Annotated in this window: 15 protein-coding genes, 4 tRNA genes and 1 pseudogene; 17 read left to right on the top strand and 3 right to left on the bottom strand. The window is 60.3% G+C overall.

Annotated elements, in window-relative coordinates; translation table 11 throughout:
• Positions 1 to 45: 45 nt before the first annotated feature.
• The 15 genes from ACEN8E_RS19635 to ACEN8E_RS19565 all read left to right on the top strand — a co-directional run bounded on the left by ACEN8E_RS19635 (position 46) and on the right by ACEN8E_RS19565 (position 14,652).
• Positions 46 to 672, top strand: coding sequence for a phosphoribosylanthranilate isomerase (locus tag ACEN8E_RS19635; protein ID WP_495589524.1), 627 nt, complete (start codon positions 46 to 48; stop codon positions 670 to 672).
• Between the two features lie 217 nt (positions 673 to 889).
• The gene (gene accD, locus ACEN8E_RS19630; protein WP_495589523.1) at positions 890 to 1,810 is read left to right on the top strand and encodes an acetyl-CoA carboxylase, carboxyltransferase subunit beta; all 921 of its coding nucleotides are present in this window, start codon (positions 890 to 892) and stop codon (positions 1,808 to 1,810) included.
• Positions 1,807 to 3,114 (top strand): bifunctional tetrahydrofolate synthase/dihydrofolate synthase, encoded by a 1,308-nt coding sequence (gene folC / locus ACEN8E_RS19625; protein ID WP_495589522.1) that lies wholly within the window; start codon positions 1,807 to 1,809, stop codon positions 3,112 to 3,114. The genes accD and folC overlap by 4 nt, the downstream gene beginning before the upstream one ends.
• Positions 3,098 to 3,757 carry an SPOR domain-containing protein gene (locus ACEN8E_RS19620; RefSeq protein WP_495589521.1) on the top strand — a complete coding sequence of 220 codons (660 nt, stop codon included), beginning with the start codon at positions 3,098 to 3,100 and terminating at the stop codon, positions 3,755 to 3,757. Before folC ends, ACEN8E_RS19620 begins: the two co-directional genes overlap by 17 nt.
• Before the next feature lie 98 nt (positions 3,758 to 3,855).
• Positions 3,856 to 4,416: a CvpA family protein gene (locus tag ACEN8E_RS19615; RefSeq protein WP_495589520.1), complete on the top strand. Its 561-nt coding sequence runs from the start codon at positions 3,856 to 3,858 to the stop codon at positions 4,414 to 4,416.
• A gap of 41 nt (positions 4,417 to 4,457) precedes the next feature.
• The gene (gene purF, locus ACEN8E_RS19610) at positions 4,458 to 5,963 is read left to right on the top strand and encodes an amidophosphoribosyltransferase (RefSeq protein WP_008016246.1); all 1,506 of its coding nucleotides are present in this window, start codon (positions 4,458 to 4,460) and stop codon (positions 5,961 to 5,963) included.
• An 81-nt stretch (positions 5,964 to 6,044) separates the two neighbouring features.
• Positions 6,045 to 7,256, top strand: coding sequence for an O-succinylhomoserine sulfhydrylase (locus tag ACEN8E_RS19605; protein ID WP_495589519.1), 1,212 nt, complete (start codon positions 6,045 to 6,047; stop codon positions 7,254 to 7,256).
• A complete protein-coding gene (locus tag ACEN8E_RS19600; protein WP_495589518.1) occupies positions 7,253 to 8,029 on the top strand; it encodes an SDR family oxidoreductase in 777 nt (258 codons plus the stop codon). The genes ACEN8E_RS19605 and ACEN8E_RS19600 overlap by 4 nt, the downstream gene beginning before the upstream one ends.
• Before the next feature lie 235 nt (positions 8,030 to 8,264).
• A tRNA-Val gene (locus ACEN8E_RS19595) sits at positions 8,265 to 8,340 on the top strand.
• Between the two features lie 53 nt (positions 8,341 to 8,393).
• Positions 8,394 to 8,470 (top strand) — tRNA-Asp (locus ACEN8E_RS19590).
• A 93-nt stretch (positions 8,471 to 8,563) separates the two neighbouring features.
• Positions 8,564 to 8,640: transfer RNA gene (locus tag ACEN8E_RS19585), tRNA-Asp, on the top strand.
• Between the two features lie 434 nt (positions 8,641 to 9,074).
• Positions 9,075 to 11,906, top strand: a complete 2,832-nt coding sequence (locus tag ACEN8E_RS19580) for a xanthine dehydrogenase family protein molybdopterin-binding subunit (RefSeq protein WP_495589517.1) — start codon at positions 9,075 to 9,077, stop codon at positions 11,904 to 11,906.
• Positions 11,899 to 12,438 (top strand): (2Fe-2S)-binding protein, encoded by a 540-nt coding sequence (locus ACEN8E_RS19575; protein WP_007982256.1) that lies wholly within the window; start codon positions 11,899 to 11,901, stop codon positions 12,436 to 12,438. Before ACEN8E_RS19580 ends, ACEN8E_RS19575 begins: the two co-directional genes overlap by 8 nt.
• A 2-nt stretch (positions 12,439 to 12,440) precedes the next feature.
• On the top strand, positions 12,441 to 13,679 hold the full coding sequence (locus tag ACEN8E_RS19570; protein ID WP_495589516.1) for a c-type cytochrome: 1,239 nt from the start codon (positions 12,441 to 12,443) through the stop codon (positions 13,677 to 13,679).
• Position 13,680: 1 nt separating this feature from the next.
• The gene (locus ACEN8E_RS19565) at positions 13,681 to 14,652 is read left to right on the top strand and encodes an XdhC family protein (RefSeq protein ID WP_495589515.1); all 972 of its coding nucleotides are present in this window, start codon (positions 13,681 to 13,683) and stop codon (positions 14,650 to 14,652) included.
• Positions 14,653 to 14,705: 53 nt separating this feature from the next.
• On the opposite strand, the gene ACEN8E_RS19560 is transcribed toward ACEN8E_RS19565, so the two are convergent.
• On the bottom strand, positions 14,706 to 15,989 hold the full coding sequence (locus ACEN8E_RS19560; protein WP_495589514.1) for an NAD(P)/FAD-dependent oxidoreductase: 1,284 nt from the start codon (positions 15,987 to 15,989) through the stop codon (positions 14,706 to 14,708).
• 184 nt (positions 15,990 to 16,173) lie between these two features.
• Here ACEN8E_RS19560 and ACEN8E_RS19555 point away from each other — a divergent pair.
• Positions 16,174 to 16,250, top strand: a tRNA-Val gene (locus tag ACEN8E_RS19555).
• A 102-nt stretch (positions 16,251 to 16,352) separates the two neighbouring features.
• Here the strand turns inward: ACEN8E_RS19555 and ACEN8E_RS19550 are convergent.
• Positions 16,353 to 16,523 (bottom strand): hypothetical protein, encoded by a 171-nt coding sequence (locus ACEN8E_RS19550; RefSeq protein WP_495589513.1) that lies wholly within the window; start codon positions 16,521 to 16,523, stop codon positions 16,353 to 16,355.
• 270 nt (positions 16,524 to 16,793) lie between these two features.
• Here ACEN8E_RS19550 and ACEN8E_RS19545 point away from each other — a divergent pair.
• Positions 16,794 to 16,892: pseudogene (locus ACEN8E_RS19545) on the top strand (glycoside hydrolase family 19 protein); the annotation flags it as partial.
• Between the two features lie 609 nt (positions 16,893 to 17,501).
• Here the strand turns inward: ACEN8E_RS19545 and ACEN8E_RS19540 are convergent.
• Positions 17,502 to 18,347, bottom strand: a complete 846-nt coding sequence (locus ACEN8E_RS19540; protein WP_495589512.1) for a hypothetical protein — start codon at positions 18,345 to 18,347, stop codon at positions 17,502 to 17,504.
• Positions 18,348 to 18,978 lie beyond the last annotated feature (631 nt).

Raw genomic sequence — 18,978 nt, 5'->3', positions numbered from 1 at the left:
CTACCATCCGGGACTTTCCCGGATTTGTCTTGGAGTTATGTCGACATGTCAGCCGTTCGCAGCAAGATCTGTGGGATTACCCGCATGGAGGATGCGTTGGCAGCCGTCGAGGCCGGGGCGGATGCCATCGGATTCGTGTTTTACGCCAAGAGCCCCCGTGCGGTGACGTTCCAGCAGGCGCGCTCGATCATCAAGGCGTTGCCGCCGTTCGTGACCACCGTGGGTTTGTTCGTCAATGCCAGTCGTTGCGAGCTGGGGGAAATCCTCGATGCCGTGCCGCTGGACCTGTTGCAGTTCCATGGCGACGAAACCGCCGCTGAATGTGAAGGCTGGAACCGGCCGTACATCAAGGCATTGCGGGTAAAGGCCGGTGACGACATCGCGGCGGCTTGTGATGCATATCCAGGCGCCAGCGGTATTTTGCTCGACGCCTATGTCGAAGGTATTCCCGGAGGAACCGGTGAGGCATTCGACTGGTCATTGATACCGCAAGGCCTGAGCAAGCCGATCATTCTGGCGGGCGGTCTGACGCCGGATAACGTCGCCGGGGCGGTTGCGCGCGTTCGGCCTTACGCCGTGGATGTCAGCGGCGGGGTGGAGGCGAGCAAGGGCATCAAGGATCACGCAAAGATTCAGGCATTCATCAAAGCGGTACGCGGTAGCACCTGTTGATGTGACGGCTGGCAGACTGCCGCCGTCCACTGCACTGTACAAAGCGGATGCACTGCACACAGCAGGCATGTCCGAGGGTTTCTGGTTGCACGCAGGTCATGTTTCGCGCTGACCGTGGCAGTCCATCGACCGTCGCCGCACACATGAATTTAGCGCTAGGGCATACACGGGGCTGCGAACCAGAGCGTTCGGGCCGCCGGTACTGGAGAAAGAAAGCATGAGCAACTGGTTAGTAGACAAACTGATCCCTTCGATCATGCGTTCCGAGGTCAAGAAGAGCTCGGTGCCTGAAGGTCTTTGGCACAAATGCCCGTCTTGCGAGGCTGTGCTGTATCGTCCGGAGTTGGAAAAGACCCTGGACGTTTGCCCCAAGTGCAACCATCACATGCGTATCGGCGCCCGCGCCCGTATCGACATCTTCCTCGACGTTGAAGGCCGTACCGAGCTGGGCGCGGACCTGGAGCCGGTTGACCGTCTGAAATTCCGCGACGGCAAGAAATACAAGGACCGCCTGACCGCTGCCCAAAAGCAGACTGGCGAAAAAGACGCGCTGGTTTCCATGAGCGGCACTTTGCTGGGCATGCCGATCGTGGTTTCGGCGTTCGAGTTTTCCTTCATGGGCGGTTCGATGGGCGCCATCGTCGGTGAGCGTTTCGTGCGCGCCGCCAACTACGCCCTGGAAAAACGTTGCCCGATGGTCTGCTTCGCGGCTTCCGGCGGTGCGCGGATGCAGGAAGCGCTGATTTCCCTGATGCAAATGGCCAAGACCTCCGCGGTACTGGCTCGTCTGCGTGAAGAAGGCATTCCATTCATCTCCGTGTTGACCGATCCGGTCTACGGCGGCGTTTCCGCCAGTCTGGCGATGCTGGGCGACGTGATTGTCGGCGAGCCGAAAGCATTGATCGGTTTTGCCGGTCCGCGTGTAATCGAGCAAACCGTGCGCGAAAAACTGCCGGAAGGCTTCCAGCGCAGCGAGTTCCTGCTGGAGCACGGTGCCATCGACATGATCATCGACCGTCAGGAACTGCGTCCGCGTCTGGGTAACCTGTTGGCGCAAATGATGGGCCTGCCGACGCCGAAGTTCGTTGCTGCCCCTGTCGAGCCGATCGTGGTTCCACCGGTACCCGTCAGCCTATGACCCAACGTACCCTTGGCGAATGGCTCGCCTACCTTGAACAGTTGCACCCTTCAGCCATCGACATGGGCCTGGAGCGGTCGCAGCAGGTAGCGTCCCGCATGGGACTGGGCAAGCCGGCGCCTCGGGTGATTACGGTCACCGGGACCAACGGCAAGGGTTCCACCTGTGCGTTCGTGGCGTCCTTGCTGCGGGCCCAGGGCTTGAAGGTGGGGGTCTACAACTCCCCGCACCTGCTGCGTTACAACGAGCGGGTACAGGTCAATGGCGTCGAAGCCACCGATGCCGAGCTGTGCGAGGCCTTTGCTGCGGTAGAGGCCGGGCGCGGCGACACCTCCCTGACTTACTTCGAAATGGGCACCCTGGCGGCATTCTGGCTGTTCCAGCGCTCCGCGCTCGATGCCGTGGTGCTGGAAGTCGGTCTGGGCGGTCGTCTGGACACGGTCAACGTGGTCGACGCCGACATGGCGCTGGTCACCAGTATTGGTGTCGATCATGCGGATTACCTGGGTGATACCCGAGAGTCCGTCGCCTTCGAGAAAGCCGGTATTTTCCGTCAGGGCGCGCCTGCGCTCTGCGGCGATCTGAATCCGCCACAACCTCTGCTGGACAAGGCGCGCGAGCTCAATTGCCCGTTTTTCCTGCGTGGGCGCGATTTTGATCTCGGCATGACCGATCACAACTGGCAGTGGCGCGGTGTCGATGCGCAAGGGCATGCGGTTGAGTTGCACGACCTACCGCTGCTCGATCTGCCGATGGAAAACGCTGCGCTGGCGTTGCAGGCTTACTTGTTGCTCGGCTTGCCTTGGGTGGATGCGCAGATCATCGAAGCACTGCAGGCAACCGGGGTGGTCGGTCGTCTGGATCGCCGTGAGTTCGAGTGGCAGGGCAAGCGCTTGAACCTGTTGCTGGATGTGGGGCATAACCCCCATGCGGCGGAGTATCTGGCTCGCCGCCTGGCCAGTCGCCCGCCGGTCGGCAAGCGACTGGCGGTGTTCGGGCTGCTGGCGGACAAGGACCTGGGTGGTGTTGTCGGCGAATTGAATGCTAGTGTCCAGCACTGGGCTGTCGCACCCCTGGATTCGCCTCGGGCGCGTCCGGTTGCGGATTTGCACGATGCATTGCAGGGGTTGGGTGCTTCGGTCACGTCATACGAGAGCGTAGCGGCCGCCCTGGAAGGGCAGTGCGCCCAAGCCACGAACGATGACGAAATCCTGTTGTTCGGATCATTTTATTGTGTCGCCGAGGCCCTTGAATGGCTGGCCCGGCGCTCCACGGAGGACGCGGCAAATGGCATTGCTGGATAAGGCATACAAGCAGCGCATGGTCGGCGCTCTGGTGTTGGTTGCGCTGGCAGTGATTTTTCTGCCGATGCTGTTTTCCCGCCAGGACGAACAGCGCCAGGTGACGGTCGAAGCGCCTGCAGCTCCGCAGGCGCCGGTGATGCCTCAGGTGCAGGTCGAACCTGTGGCGGTGCCTGAGCCGCAAGCCTTGCCTCAGGAACCCGTGCCGAGCGATGACGAAATCGCCCAGCAAGAATCGGCAGTGCCAACTGCGCCGGTGGCGCCAGCTCCGGCTACCCCTGCGGCTGCCAAACCGGTTGCACCGGCGCCGGCTCTGGCCGCAAAACCTGCGACAGCGCCTGCCCAGCCCATTACAGCGGCACCGGGCAAGCCGGACACCACGCAAAGCCGTGTCGATGCCAATGGCTTGTCTGTCAGCTGGTCGGTGCAACTGGCAAGTCTGGCGAACCGTGAAAGCGCGGAAAAGCTGCAGAAAACCCTGCGCAGCCAGGGTTACAACGCCTACATCCGTACCGCCGACGGCAAAAACCGGGTGTTTGTCGGGCCGCTGATCGAGCGTGCCGAAGCCGACCGTCTGCGTGACTTGCTCAACCGCCAGCAGAACCTCAAGGGGTTTGTCGTGCGCTTTCAGCCGGAACGTGGCTGAAACTATCGCCTCGATATGCAATGCACTGACAATCGCAGCTTACCGATAAGCATGGGCTCTGCTAAAATGCGCCGCCTTATCCGTCTGTAGGCTGCACTGTGCCATTTACCTGGGTTGACTGGGCGATCGTAGCAATCATCGCCATCTCCGCATTGATCAGTCTGAGCCGCGGCTTCGTCAAGGAAGCCCTGTCGCTGGTGACCTGGATCATCGCAGGAGTCGTCGCCTGGATGTTCGGTGGCTCACTGTCCGAGTACCTCGGCGGGTACATTCAAACACCGTCGGCCCGTATAATCACGGGCTGTGCCATCATGTTTGTCGCCACTTTAATCGTAGGCGCAATGATCAATTATCTTATCGGCGAACTGGTTCGCGTCACCGGGCTCTCCGGGACCGACCGATTCCTCGGCATGGCCTTCGGCGCCGCGCGTGGCGGGTTGCTGGTGGTTACTGCCGTCGGGCTGTTGAGCCTGGGGCCGGTACAGCAGGACGGGTGGTGGAAAGAGTCACAGCTCGTGCCAAGATTTCTATTGGTCGCCGACTGGTCCAAAAACCTGATCCTCGGGTGGAGCAGTCGGTGGCTTGCCAGCGGAATCAGCGTACCCGCTGATATTCCGTTCAAGGAGCAACTCTTGCCGATGGCCAAAACGCCTCAGTGAGTAGTGCTCAGTTCAGATCCATTAAGTAGGGGTTGCGTCGCATGTGTGGCATCGTCGGTATCGTCGGTAAGTCGAACGTCAATCAGGCGCTGTATGACGCGCTAACCGTCCTCCAGCACCGCGGCCAGGACGCTGCCGGTATCGTGACCAGCCATGATGGCCGGTTATTCCTGCGCAAGGACAACGGTCTGGTGCGTGACGTGTTCCAGCAGCGTCACATGCAGCGCCTGGTCGGCCACATGGGCATTGGCCATGTGCGTTATCCGACCGCGGGCAGCTCGACATCGGCCGAAGCTCAACCGTTTTACGTCAACTCGCCTTACGGCATCACCCTGGCGCACAACGGTAACCTGACCAACGTTGAACAACTGGCCAAGGAGATTTACGAATCCGACCTGCGCCACGTCAACACCAGTTCCGATTCGGAAGTGCTGCTCAACGTGTTTGCGCACGAGCTGGCCCAGCGCGGCAAGTTGCAGCCAACCGAAGAAGACGTGTTCGCCGCCGTCACTGACGTGCACAACCGTTGCGTCGGTGGTTATGCCGTCGTAGCGATGATCACCGGCTACGGCATCGTCGGTTTCCGCGACCCGCACGGCATCCGCCCGATCGTTTTCGGCCAGCGTCACACCGACGAAGGCGTCGAGTACATGATCGCCTCGGAAAGCGTTTCCCTGGACGTGCTCGGCTTCACCCTGATTCGCGACCTGGCTCCCGGCGAAGCGGTCTACATCACTGAAGAAGGCAAGCTGTACACCCGTCAGTGCGCGACCAACCCGTCCCTGACCCCGTGCATCTTCGAGCACGTCTACCTGGCGCGTCCGGATTCGATCATCGACGGCGTGTCGGTCTACAAGGCCCGTCTGCGCATGGGTGAGAAACTCGCCGAGAAGATCCAGCGCGAGCGTCCGGATCACGACATCGACGTGGTCATCCCGATTCCGGACACCAGCCGCACCGCGGCGCTGGAGCTGGCGAACCACCTGGGCGTGAAGTTCCGCGAAGGCTTCGTGAAGAACCGCTACATCGGCCGGACCTTCATCATGCCGGGCCAGGCCGCGCGGAAAAAATCCGTACGCCAGAAACTCAACGCCATCGAGCTGGAATTCCGCGGCAAGAACGTGATGCTGGTGGATGACTCCATCGTTCGCGGTACCACTTGCAAGCAGATCATCCAGATGGCCCGCGAAGCCGGCGCGAAGAACGTTTACTTCTGTTCCGCGGCGCCAGCGGTTCGCTACCCGAACGTCTATGGCATCGACATGCCGAGCGCCCACGAACTGATCGCCCACAACCGTTCGACCCAGGACGTGGCCGACCTGATCGGCGCCGACTGGCTGGTCTATCAGGATCTGCCTGACTTGATCGAAGCGGTCGGTGGCGGCAAGATCAAGATCGACAAGTTCGATTGCGCGGTGTTCGATGGCCAGTACGTCACCGGCGACGTCGACGAGGCTTACCTGAACAAGATCGAACAGGCACGCAACGATGCCTCCAAGGTCAAGACGCAGGCAGTCAGTGCGATCATCGATCTGTACAACAACTGAGTTTCTACCGGCCCTGAGGGGCCGGTTTTGTATCTGGCAAAAAGACTTTTATCTATCAAGAGCAGGGCAAGGAGTGACAGCATGAGTCAGGAATGGGATGCCGGTCGGCTGGACAGCGACCTCGAAGGTGTAGCGTTCGATACCCTGGCCGTACGTGCCGGTCAGCACCGTACGCCGGAAGGCGAACACGGTGATCCGATGTTCTTCACCTCCAGCTACGTATTCCGTACCGCCGCCGACGCCGCTGCGCGCTTCGCCGGCGAAGTACCGGGCAACGTTTACTCGCGCTACACCAACCCGACCGTGCGCGCGTTCGAAGAGCGCATCGCTGCGCTGGAAAGCGCCGAGCAGGCCGTGGCCACGGCCACCGGCATGGCGGCCATCATGGCCGTGGTAATGAGCCTGTGCAGCGCCGGTGATCATGTGCTGGTGTCGCGCAGCGTTTTCGGCTCGACCATCAGCCTGTTCGAGAAGTACTTCAAGCGCTTCGGCATCGAAGTCGACTACGTTGCGCTGGCCGATCTGTCCGGCTGGGATGCGGCGATCAAGGCCAACACCAAATTGCTCTTCGTCGAGTCGCCGTCCAATCCGCTGGCCGAATTGGTAGACATCGCCGAACTGTCAAAAATCGCTCACGCCAAAGGCGCGATGCTGGTGGTCGACAACTGCTTCTGCACACCGGCACTGCAACAGCCGCTGAAAATGGGCGCGGACATCGTCGTGCACTCGGCCACCAAGTTCATCGACGGTCAGGGTCGTTGCATGGGCGGCGTGGTCGCCGGTCGCAGCGAACAGATGAAGGAAGTGGTGGGCTTCCTGCGTACTGCCGGGCCGACCTTGAGCCCGTTCAACGCCTGGATCTTCCTCAAGGGCCTGGAAACCCTGAACCTGCGGATGAAAGCGCATTGCGCCAACGCCCAGCAGCTGGCCGAGTGGCTGGAGCAGCAGGAAGGCATCGAGAAAGTCCATTACGCCGGCCTCAAGAGCCATCCGCAGCACGAGCTGGCGCTGCGTCAGCAGAAGGGTTTTGGTGCCGTCGTCAGTTTTGAGGTGAAGGGCGGCAAAGAAGGCGCCTGGCGCTTTATCGATGCCACGCGTCTGATTTCGATCACCGCCAACCTGGGTGACAGCAAGACCACCATCACGCACCCGAGCACCACGTCCCATGGACGCCTGGCGCCGCAGGAGCGTGAAGCGGCGGGCATTCGTGACAGCCTGATCCGCATTGCGGTCGGCCTGGAGGACGTGGCGGACCTGCAAGCCGATCTGGCGCGCGGCCTGGCTGCGTTGTGATCGAGTTGGCTGCGCCGACCACGGGCTCGAATGGCCGCGTAGCGCTGGTGACCGGTGCTGCGCGGGGCATTGGCCTGGGGATCTCGGCCTGGCTGATCAGCGAAGGCTGGCAAGTCGTGCTGACGGATCTGGACCGCGAGCGCGGTTCGAAAGTGGCGAAAGTGCTGGGCGACAACGCCTGGTTCATCGCCATGGATGTCGCCAACGAAGGGCAGGTCGCGCTGGGCGTGGCCGAGGTGCTCGGCCAGTTCGGGCGCCTGGATGCGCTGGTGTGCAATGCGGCGGTTGCCGATCCGCACAACATCACGCTGGAAAGCCTGGATCTGGCGCACTGGAACCGGGTGTTGGCGGTGAACCTCAGTGGGCCTATGTTGCTGGCCAAGCACTGCGCACCTTACCTGCGCGCTCACAGCGGTGCCATCGTCAACCTGGCCTCGACCCGCGCCGGGCAGTCGGAACCTGATACGGAGGCTTATGCGGCGAGCAAGGGCGGTCTGTTGGCCCTGACTCACGCGTTGGCCATCAGCCTTGGCCCGGAGATTCGGGTCAATGCTGTCAGTCCTGGCTGGATCGACGCCCGCGACCCCTCGGTGCGGCGTGCCGTGCCATTGACCGAGGCCGATCATGCCCAGCATCCGGCGGGCAGGGTGGGGACGGTTGAGGATGTCGCGGCGATGGTGGCCTGGCTGCTGTCGAGGAATGCCGGATTTGTCACTGGCCAGGAGTTCGTGGTTGATGGCGGCATGACCAAGAAGATGATTTACAGCGAGTAATCGGACAAGGGCGCAGTCTTCATCATCGATGTTGAATGTGCCGCCGTCTTCGCGAGCAGGCTCGCTCCCACATGTGTACCGCGTTCCACTGTGAGCGAGCCTGCTCGCGAAGCGGTCTGATGGTTGCCAGCCTCATGCGGAATGACACGATTTTGTCTTTTTCAGAAAAACTTCAAGCAGGGTATTGACTTAGGTTCGCTACCTGCGTAAATTTCGCGGCCTCGGAGATGCAAACGGGTGATTAGCTCAGCTGGGAGAGCGTCTGCCTTACAAGCAGAATGTCGGCGGTTCGATCCCGTCATCACCCACCACTCCCGAGATACTTGCGAAAGCAAGAGGTAGGCTGAAATGCCTCCACCGACGCGCAGCGGTAGTTCAGTCGGTTAGAATACCGGCCTGTCACGCCGGGGGTCGCGGGTTCGAGTCCCGTCCGCTGCGCCATATTTTTCCGAGTCAGGTTCGCCTGGCTCGAGATTGAAAAGCTACTGAGTTTTCAATCAGACGAGTTACTTGAGCATCTGCTCAAAGCGATACGCAGCGGTAGTTCAGTCGGTTAGAATACCGGCCTGTCACGCCGGGGGTCGCGGGTTCGAGTCCCGTCCGCTGCGCCATATCTGCCTCAAGGCCAACTGAACGCCTTGGAGCTACGAAGAAGCCACTGGCTGCTTCGAGTCGATAGCAAAGACCCTGGTCGAAAGACCGGGGTTTTTTGTTTCTGGAATTTGATTTCTCCCTTCCCGTACTTTTCCTGTCAGTCCTTTCTGTATGTCTGTCCCCCGGATAGAGCCATTTTGTGCGTGAGCGCGACAGGGCGATTCCTGCTCTCGTCGACATCCTCAATGCGCTGCGCCAAAAAGCCGCAGTTTTTTGATCTTTTGGTCAGTTTTTGGTTTTCCGCAAGGTCGTAAGCCTATAAACTTAACCTTTCGGTCAGCTTCGCACTGTCATTACAGCCCTTTGCTACGTCCAGAAGGGCTTCTGCAGACTCGAGATTTCCAGTACATAATCAGAAGGGCGGACTCCATGACCGCCCAGAGGATGATCCATGTCCAACCGTGATATATCCCGGCGCTCGTTCCTTCAGGGCGGGCTGGTAGCGGGTGTGAGCGTGACGCTCGCGCCATTGAGCAGCCAGGCGCTGGCCGCCTTGATGGAAAACAGCGTGACCGTGCCGTCCGAGCAGTGGCTTGGCAACAATGGCAAGGCACGCGCCCGTAACGATGCCTTGTCCAAGGTCTGCGGCAGCAAGGTCTTTGCCCGCGACATCCGCGCCAAGGACATGCCGGGCTGGCCGCAGCAGCAAGGCCACGCCATGTTGCTCAAGACCGTCAAGGCAGACCGCATCTACGCAGGGCTGGACCTTTCATGGCTCGGTGCCGAGTTGCAGCCGGACCGCATCGTCACCGCCGAAGACCTGGTCAAGGACGGTATCGTGTTCCCTGAGGAGCATGCACCGGATCCACTGTTGCCGGCCGGCAAGGTGCCGATGTTCATCGGGCACCCCGTGGCGATCCTGATCTGGAACGATTTCGAGCGTTTCCGTCAGGCCAAGAACAAGCTCAAGTTCAATGACAAGGCAATTCGTTACGGTGCCCAGGTGCCGTTCTATGAAGGCGATCCGTACGGCAGCTTCCGTTACGTGCGCGTTGGCGGGGCGACCTCGGCGGACGAAGACGAGTTCGCCAGCCTCAAGGACTCGATCCTGTTCCCGATGCTGAAAAACCGTCGTCCGGTGTGGAACTCCCAGCCGAACCTGCACGGCAACCTGACCGAGCGCGGGTTGTTCTACGCCGAGCGCATGAAGCAGCAGATCGATGCGCCGCCGGATAACTGGCTGGTGTTCGATGAGCGCTACAAGACCCCGTCGATCGAGCCGGCGGCCCTGGAGCCGGACAACGGCAACGGCTGGTACGACCCGGCCACCAAGACCCTGCATTTCGTGGTTGCCACCCAGTGCCCGCTGGAAGCAGCGACCGAAACCGCGAAAATGATCGCGCCGTCGCGTTTCGGCCTGGCCAACCTGAACATGCACCCGGGCTACACCGTCGGTTATGGCTCAAAGGACCACAACATTTTCGTCTACTACGCAGCCCTCGCGGCGCTGTACGGCGCCGGTGTGCCGGTGCGCCTGGCCAACGACCGCTACGAGCAGTTCCAGAGCGGCATCAAGCGTCACCCGTTCGACATTCGCTATCAACTGGCGGTGGACAAGAACGACTACAGCTTCAAGATCTTCCGCGCTGAAATGAGCGTCGACGGTGGCGGGCGCATCAACTACAGCCCTTCGGTGGCTGCGGTGGGCGCCACGGCGGCACAATCGATCTATTACATGCCGCAGAACGATCTGCAGGTCACCGCTTACCATTCCCGCGCGGTAGAAGCCGGGTCGATGCGTGGCTATGGCACCCTGCAGAGCATGGCGTCGACCGAAATGATGGTCGACGAAATCGCTGATCGCCTCGGCGTCGATGCCATTGAGCTGCGCCGCAAGAACGCGCTGCGCTCGGGCATGAAAAACACCCAGGGCGCGATCCCGGCCGGTGCCTTGCGCCTGCACGAGATTCTCGACAAGGCGGCAGTCCACGACACCTGGAAAAACCGCGACGCGATCAAGCAGCAGCGCGAAGCCGCCGATCCGGACAACTGGTACGGCATCGGCTTCGCCATCTGCCAGAAAGACTTCGGTACCGGTTCGGAAGCGCCGATGGCCAGCATCGAGTTCACCGCTGAAGGGCGCATCAACTTGCGTCACATCGGTATCGAGATCGGCACCGGCATGTCCACTTCGCAAGCGATGGTAGTGGCTGACTTCCTCGGTCTGCCTGCGCACGAAGTGAAGACCGGCGAAACCGACTGGAAGGAAATGCAGCTGATCACCGGCGGCAACCCTTACATCATGAGCCAGGCCGAGCAGGACAACTTCCTGCGTAACCCGCGCTGGGTCGGCAAGATCGCTTCGGCGTCGTCGGCGACCAACTCCGCCTATTACTTCAGCCACGCCACCCGTGAAGCGGCGCGCGTGCTGTTCAACCACGGCCTGTGGCCGGCGGCGCTGGAGATCTGGCGACAAGGCCCTTACGGCGGCCAGGCCAACCCTTACGTGGTGCGCCGCGAAGACGCCCATTGGGTCGACGGCAAACTCACCGCCAACGGCATGGAGCCGTTGCCGTTCGCGATGCTGGCCAAACGTGCCCACGAGCGCGGGCTGGTGACTGGCGCCACCGTGCATGGTTTCAACCGCTGGAGCTGGGCCGAGGCCGAGTTCAGCATCGACGGCGTGCGTGAGCGTCTGCCGCTCGATGGGCTGGCGGTCAAGTACGGTGACGGTGCGCCAAAAGCGAAGCAGGCGCAGATGAACAGCACCGGTTTCCATTTGCTGGATCGGCAGAACATCGCCTACCCGGCAACCCAGTTGAACAACGCGGCGGTGACTTACTACAGCCCGGTCGCGACGCTGGTGGAAGTGAAGGTCAACAAAGGTTCGGCTGAAGTGTCGGTGCTCAATCACCATTCGTGGGTCGAGTGCGGTCGGGTGCTGGTGGAAGAACTGGTCAAGGGCCAGCTCGAAGGCGGTATCGCCATGGGCATCGGCCATGCGTTGATGGAAGAGATGCCGCTGTATGAGGGCGGTCCGGGGGAGGGTGACTGGAACTTCAACCGTTACCGTCTGCCAATGGCGCGTCACGTTGCGGTGTGGAAACAGACCGCGGACATCCTGCCGCCACTGTCGCCGAGCGACCCGTCCAAGGGTATCGCCGAGGTGGTGATGATCCCGGTGGTCGGTGCCATCGGCAACGCCGTGGCCCATGCCATCGGTAAACGTGTCCGCGACCTGCCTATCACTTCTGCACGCATCAAGGAGGCCCTCAATGGCTAACCGTCCGCTTCAACTGACCCTCAACGGTCAATCCGTCGGCCCGGTGGACATCCCTGATGACCTGCCGATGATCGATTACCTGCACGAGTACAAGAACCTCACCGGTTCGCGCCTGGGTTGCGGCCAGGGCATCTGCCACGCCTGCGTGGTGATCGTCGACAATCCCGACGGCACCAGTGAAGAAGTGCGCACCTGCATCACTGGCGCGCACTATTTCGAAGGCAAGAAGGTTCGGACCATCGAAGGCCATGCGACCCGCGACGAGCAGGGCAAGGTCACCGAGTTGAACCCGATCCAGCAGCGTTTTGTCGATGAATTCGCCTTCCAGTGCAGCTACTGCGCGCCGGGTTTCGTGAATGCCGCGACCGTGCTGGTGGAAAAGCTGCAGCGTCAGCCCATCGTCAAAAGCCAGCTGGAAAAAGTCATCGAGGACAGCCTCGGTCATCACATCTGCCGTTGCACCGGATACGTGCGCTACTACAGCGCCACGCGCAACGTGTTGACCGATCTCGGCCTGGTCAAGGAGGGTTAAGCATGAAGCTACTACTCAGCCGCCTGGCGTTGGCGGTCGGCCTGGCTGCGCCTGTATTGCTGGCCCACGCCGATGATGCGCAGGTCAAGCAAGGTCAATACCTCGCCCGCGCTGCCGATTGCATGGCGTGCCACACCGCGCCGGGCGGCGCGCCCTTTGCGGGCGGCCTGCCGATCGTTTCGCCGTTCGGCACGATCTATGGCACCAACATCACCCCGAGCAAAGAGCACGGCATCGGCCTGTACAGCGACGACGAGTTCTTTGCCGCGCTGACCGAAGGCAAGCGCCGCGATGGCGCAAACCTGTATCCAGCGATGCCGTACACCTCGTATCACCTGATGCCGCGTGCCGACTCCGACGCGATCCATGCCTACCTGAAAACCGTCGAGCCGATCGAGCGCGCAGCGCCGGTCACCAGCCTGAGCTTCCCGTTCAACGTGCGCCTGGGCCTGATGGGCTGGAACATGATGTACGGCAAGGACGTGAAGCTGGAGCCGGCCGAAGGCAAGAGCGAAGCCTGGAAGCGCGGCCAGTACCTGGTCGACGTGCTTGGCCACTGCGGCGAATGCCATACGCCACGCGGCTTGCCGGGTGCGATGCAGCAGGACAAGCGCATGACCGGTGGCCTTCTCAACGGTTATCTGGCGCCGAACCTGCTGGCCACTGACCTGGCGGCTCGTGGCTGGAATCATCAGGACCTGAGCTCGTTCCTCAAGCACGGCATGAGCGCCCAGGGCACGATGTTCAACGAGATGTTCCCGGTGTTCCACAACAGCACCCAGGGCCTCAACGATCCGGATCTGGCGGCGATGGCGACTTTCCTGCTCGGCGATCAGCCGCCAGCGGCGAAAGTACTCACCGAAGTGCCATTGGACAAGCTGAGCGCAAGTGCCCAGCGCGGCCGTCAGGAATATTTGAACGTCTGCGCCGGATGCCATGCGCCGGGCGGCGAGGGTAAACCACACATCGCCGTGGCCATGCGTGGCAACACCACGTTGCGCCTGGAAGATCCGCGTAACCTGGTGCGAGTGATCGACGACGGTATCGGTGAGCAGAAGTTCTCCGGTTTCGAACACATGCAGCCGATGCCAGGGTTCGCCGAGAAGTTGAGCGGCGAGCAACTTACGGACCTGTTGAACTACCTGCGTCAGGGATGGGGCGGTCAGCCGAATGATCTGGCGGTGAACGACGTGCAGAAGTTGCGGGCCGATGCGCCGCCGCTCGAGCACAAGGCGCACTGATATGCAGCATCTCGATCTGCAAGTCGTGCGCCGGGCGCTGGAGTGGTCGGCGGCCGGTCAGCGTATCTGGCTGTGTACGGTGCTGGCCACCTATGGCTCGGCGCCGCGCGCACCGGGCTCGCTGCTGGCGGTGAACACCGATGGGCGCTGGATTGGCTCGCTGTCGGGTGGCTGCGTCGAGGAAGATTTTCTCGAGCGAGTCGCCGAGGGCGCGTTTCTGCAGCCGGTCTGCGTTGTTCGTTACGGTGAAGGCGACGATCCACGCTCGCGCGTCAGCCTGCCGTGCGGCGGGGTGCTGGATGTGCTGGTCGAGAAGCTTGAGGCCGATTGCGAGGTGCAAGCGCATCTGCGCGAGCTGGAGTCGGCGCTGTTGGGCCGGCGTCGGTTGATCCGCGAGGTTGATCTGCTCAGCGGTGCGCGCAGTCTGTTCGATGACCGTGAGCAGGGTGTGCGTATCGAGCGTGAAATCGATCGGGTGCGAGTGCGTGTCGGCGCGGCCCAGCGCTTGCTGCTGGCGGGGTACTCCAGTGTCGCCCAGGCCTGTGCGGAGTTTGCCGTGGGCCTGGGGTTCGAAGTGATCCTGTGTGACCCGCGGGACGAAGTGCTGGAAGGCGTCGTGCTGGAAAACGTGGAGATTCGCCGCCAACTGCCGTCGGTGTTCATTGCCGATGGCGGCTGCCACAGCGACACGGCGGTGGTGGCCTTGACCCACGATCCGCGTATCGATGACCTGGCGATGATGGAGGCGGTGCGCACCGAGGCGTTCTATATCGGCGTGATGGGCTCCATGCAGACCTCGCAGAAGCGCTTCGAGCGGTTGCGGCGCATTGGCGGGCTGGGGGACGTCGAGTTGGGGCGGATTCATGCGCCAATCGGGCTGAACCTGGGCAGCAAGACGCCAGCAGAGATTGCCCTGGCGGTGCTGGCGGACATCCTGCGGATTCGTAGCGGTATCGCGCGGGACCGGTTGTAAAACATTGCCATATGAAAAGGGCCGCACATTGCGGCCCTTTTTGCATCTGTCGGTCACACGCCGAGCTTGTCCCGTAATCCGTAGTACCAGGCACCCAGCGCCGCGAACGGGGTGCGCAGCATTTGTCCGCCGGGGAACGGGTAGTGGGGCAGGTCGGCAAAGGCGTCAAAACGCTCGGCCTGGCCACGCAGGGCTTCGGCCAGGACCTTGCCCGCCAGGTGCGTGTAGGTCACGCCATGGCCGCTGCAGCCCTGGGAATAGTAGATGTTGTCGCCCAGGCGTCCGACCTGAGGCAGGCGTGACAGGGTCAACAGGAAGTTGCCCGTCCATGCGTAATCGATCTTCACGTCCTTGAGCTGCGGGAACGCCTTGAGCATCTTCGGTCGAATGATCGCTTCGATGTTCGCCGGATCCCGCGCGCCGTATACCACGCCGCCACCAAAAATCAGGCGCTTGTCGCCGCTGAGACGGTAGTAGTCGAGCAGGTAGTTACAGTCTTCGACGCAGTAATCCTGAGGCAGCAGGGCCTTCGCCAATTCTTCGCCCAGTGGCTCGGTGGTAATCACTTGTGTGCCGCAAGGCATCGACTTGGCAGCCAGTTCCGGCACCAGATTGCCCAGATAAGCGTTACCGGCGACGATGATGAACCTGGCCCTGACTTTACCTTGCGGAGTGTGCACGACGGGGGTAGCGCCACGCTCGATGCGTATGGCTGGCGACTGCTCGTAGATCGTCCCGCCCAGGGACTCGACCGCTGCCGCCTCTCCCAGCGCCAGGTTGAGCGGATGGATGTGTCCGCCACTCATGTCGAGCATGCCGCCGACGTATTGATCGCACGCCACTACTTCGCGAATCCGACGTTGATCCATGAGCTCGAGCCGGGTATGGCCGAATCGTTCCCACAGGCGCTTCTGGGATTCGAGGTGCCCCATCTGCCTGGCGGTCATGGCGGCGAACACGCCGCCGTCTTTCAAGTCGCACTGAATGTTGTACTTGGCGACGCGCTCACGAATGATCCGGCCGCCTTCAAAGGCCATCTGCCCCAGCAACTGCGCCTGCTTGGGGCCGACCGTGCGCTCGATGACATCGATATCGCGGCTATAGCTGTTGACGATCTGGCCGCCATTACGCCCGGACGCCCCGAAACCCACCTTGGCGGCCTCGAGCACCGTGACCTTGAAGCCACTCTCCAGCAGGAACAGGGCAGAGGACAGCCCCGTATAACCGGCGCCAATCACACAGACATCGGTCTCGACGTCATCCTGCAACGCCGGGCGCGGCGGGACCGCATTGGCCGATGCGGCGTAGTAGGACTCTGGGTAGGGAGTGTTCGCCATCCTGCAGCCTCTGTTTAATATATTTTACGAGTGCGTTGATCCTACCCGAGTTGAAAATCGGCCGCCAGCCACCCGGAAAATCTTCTTTGTACCCGTGAAATTAAATATTTCGCATATTCATAGGGTTAGCTCGAAAAAAGGTGTTGACACCCCTCAGGAATTCCGTAGAATGCCGCCTCACAGCAGGCACGTAGCTCAGTTGGTTAGAGCACCACCTTGACATGGTGGGGGTCGTTGGTTCGAGTCCAATCGCGCCTACCAAACAAAATCCGCTCTGCTGGGCGGTCTGGAAGGGCCCACCGAAAGGTGGGCCCTTTTTTGTTGTCTGGTGTTTGGGAAAACTTTGGGCAAACGACCGCCGCGTTACATTATTGGCTCGTGCTTCCAACACCTGACCAGGTTGATCGCCGCTTTCCAGGTGAAGCGCAAGCCCTGCACCTTGCCAGTCGAGCGCGAGATGACGTGATAGGCGTTCTCGCCCTTGCTGACGACCTGGTAGTGAACCGGGTTAGCCGGCGCGTCTTTACCGATCATTGCGTAAAATTGCCGCTATTCGCGTTACTGCCAGAGTAAAGGACGGATGATGAAGACTGACGGCGACGACAGTTTTCACGGTGTCCGCTGGGAACGATGCGCCATGGAGCAGGATTCGGGTGATGTCATCGTTATTGAGTATAACTGCATTTGGTAGGGCGCCCATTTCGATGTCCGCTGGTGGAGGAACTGGTGAAATAGGGAGGGTGCTTGATGCGGGTTATGTATTTCCGATCCCGCCAAGTGCGGGATTTTTTGTTTGGAGAAAGCATGCCCATCACATCGCAGCAGCTGCATCAGGTCATTCCGTGCGCCGGCACCAAAGCCGGCGTTTTTGCACCTGTCCTCAATAGGGCCCTGCGCAGTTTTTCATGCCTGGCGCAAAGCATGGGAGAGCAACGCGCTTAGCGTCGAAGACGTATTTTCTGCCAGTTGTCTTCACTGGAAAACGCTCCTGTATCGCCACAAAAAATAAAGCGGGTCGCTCGATACAGGGCTGTTGAGCGCGAACAGTGCAGCCCGCGTAGTTTGTGATATGCCCATTTCCATCCATGTTTGTTCGCGCTGCTCATGGTATCCCCGATGTTAAAGATCATCCGTTCCCTGATGGTAGCAGGAAGAAATGAATAGCCAACGATCGATTTCAGGCGTCAAAAGTACGTCCGGGAACGATTACATTTTTCTGAAAATCGAATGTTAAGTACACCGGCAGCATGAGTCGCAGCTGCTGCCGATCCTTCCCGGAGCCCGCCAAGTGCGGGTTTTTTATGACTGGAGAAAACCATGTCCGCAACCGTGTAAACGACGGCAAGGCCTGGTCGTGGTGGGGGGGGGCATGTCGGCGTGTGCCAGAAGCCTTGCCAGTTCAGCTGCTGGAGCAGGCCTGCATTTCACTCGGCGAAAAGTAAAATACCGAACACGGATTGATTGCGTTGGCGGTGTGCCAGGCTTACGCCATGGCACTCGCGCCTACACATTTCAAATGAGTTCGCGGGACTTCGCGGAGATTACCGGGTGGGAATGGAAATCAGCGTTGATTGGCTGATGAGTCTCTGTAGCTGATGTCTGTGCTGCTGCGGACTCGTTAGCCAAAAACTGAGTTGAGTCGGAATTGCCGAGCTGTGCTTTCTCACGACGAACTCGCTCCTTTGCGCGGAGCGTCGAAAGCATAGGGAAGAAAAGTATCAGGCTGACTGGCCAAGCCAATATCATGCAAATGATGAGCAGGCTATGGGTAAGCCGGTCATCGTAATTAAGGGCAAAAAAATCCAATACACGATCCAGAACCGGGTTGTTCTGGATTGGATCAGCGCTATCGTTGATCCAGTTCCGGCCAATTTGAAGAAGCTGACAACAAGCGCCGAGGAACAAAGCGACTAGCCAGGCCGCGCTCAAAACGCAGCTGATGATTGCGATGCTACGCATGACTTCCATTGCAGTAACTCCCGATCGGAGGTTGATACAGTAATTCAGCGCAATTGTTTGTAACAGCTGCAAAAATTTAGCAGGCTTTTCCGAACTCGTCGTACAGGAGATCAAAAAATCTGCTTCTGTTGATGGCCCTTCCGGCGCCATCATTACCGCAAGCGTCATCTTGATGAATGCTTCATTCTTATCGATCGCTTCAAGGGCGCCGCGCTCGTCGGCTGGGCAAATGGCTTGGTAAGGTAATCTGCCGTCACTGCATTCCAATGCAGCTTGGCGTCCAGCAGTGTCCGCTTCCGTGCCTTTTCGGGCCGCTGCCCGCCGTTTACCGGCAGACTCAATGTTGATTTTGTTCGGGATTCTGTGCGGGACACTTGGCGCAGCGCTGGGTAAAGTCATGACCGCTTGCCCGGCCTGGTGTGTTTCAGATGGATTACTGAATGGCCAGCAACTGGTCAGGGTAGTCACGCATTCAGACAGGATGAAGGCGATTAGCCAAGCAATTCAGCTAACGTTTAGTCGTTCGCCTCGCCAGCTGCTTTAAACGCAGCTCCCCCGGAAGTCGCTGGCGGGGCGAACCCTTACCGTCGTGGCCCCTTGTGGCAATGCACGTGGGCGAGCCAGGCTGGCCGACTTGACCCAGAGGATGTTCAACGAATTGTCGCCATCACCGACGCGGGCGATCAAGGGCAGATTGCGCCGACTACCATTTCCAGCTCATTTCTGGGCGAAGCTCCCAAAGTTCATTTGGTAGATGGTCACATGTTTCCGTGATGTCAGGCTCAATCAGGAAGTATTACCTGGGTGAGGCAGTAACCGCGATTTTTTGCTGGCCAAAAGAGGTTATCACCTGTGGTAACTTTCTTGAATTTTGCTTATGGCCTGCCGAGACACATGCGTAATCCTTTGTAGTTACCAAGGTCCTTGTTTAACCTTGGAAGTATTTTTTAATTGCTTACCACGCGTTCGGCGCCACTTGCCAATAAGTCCGGCACTATGCATTGCGTGGGAATTAAGTTGATAGTCGTTT

The organism is Pseudomonas sp. Pseusp9, assembly GCF_059491265.1.
Note: the sequence above shows the minus strand (reverse complement) of the source record. Positions and strands in the feature narration are given on the sequence as shown.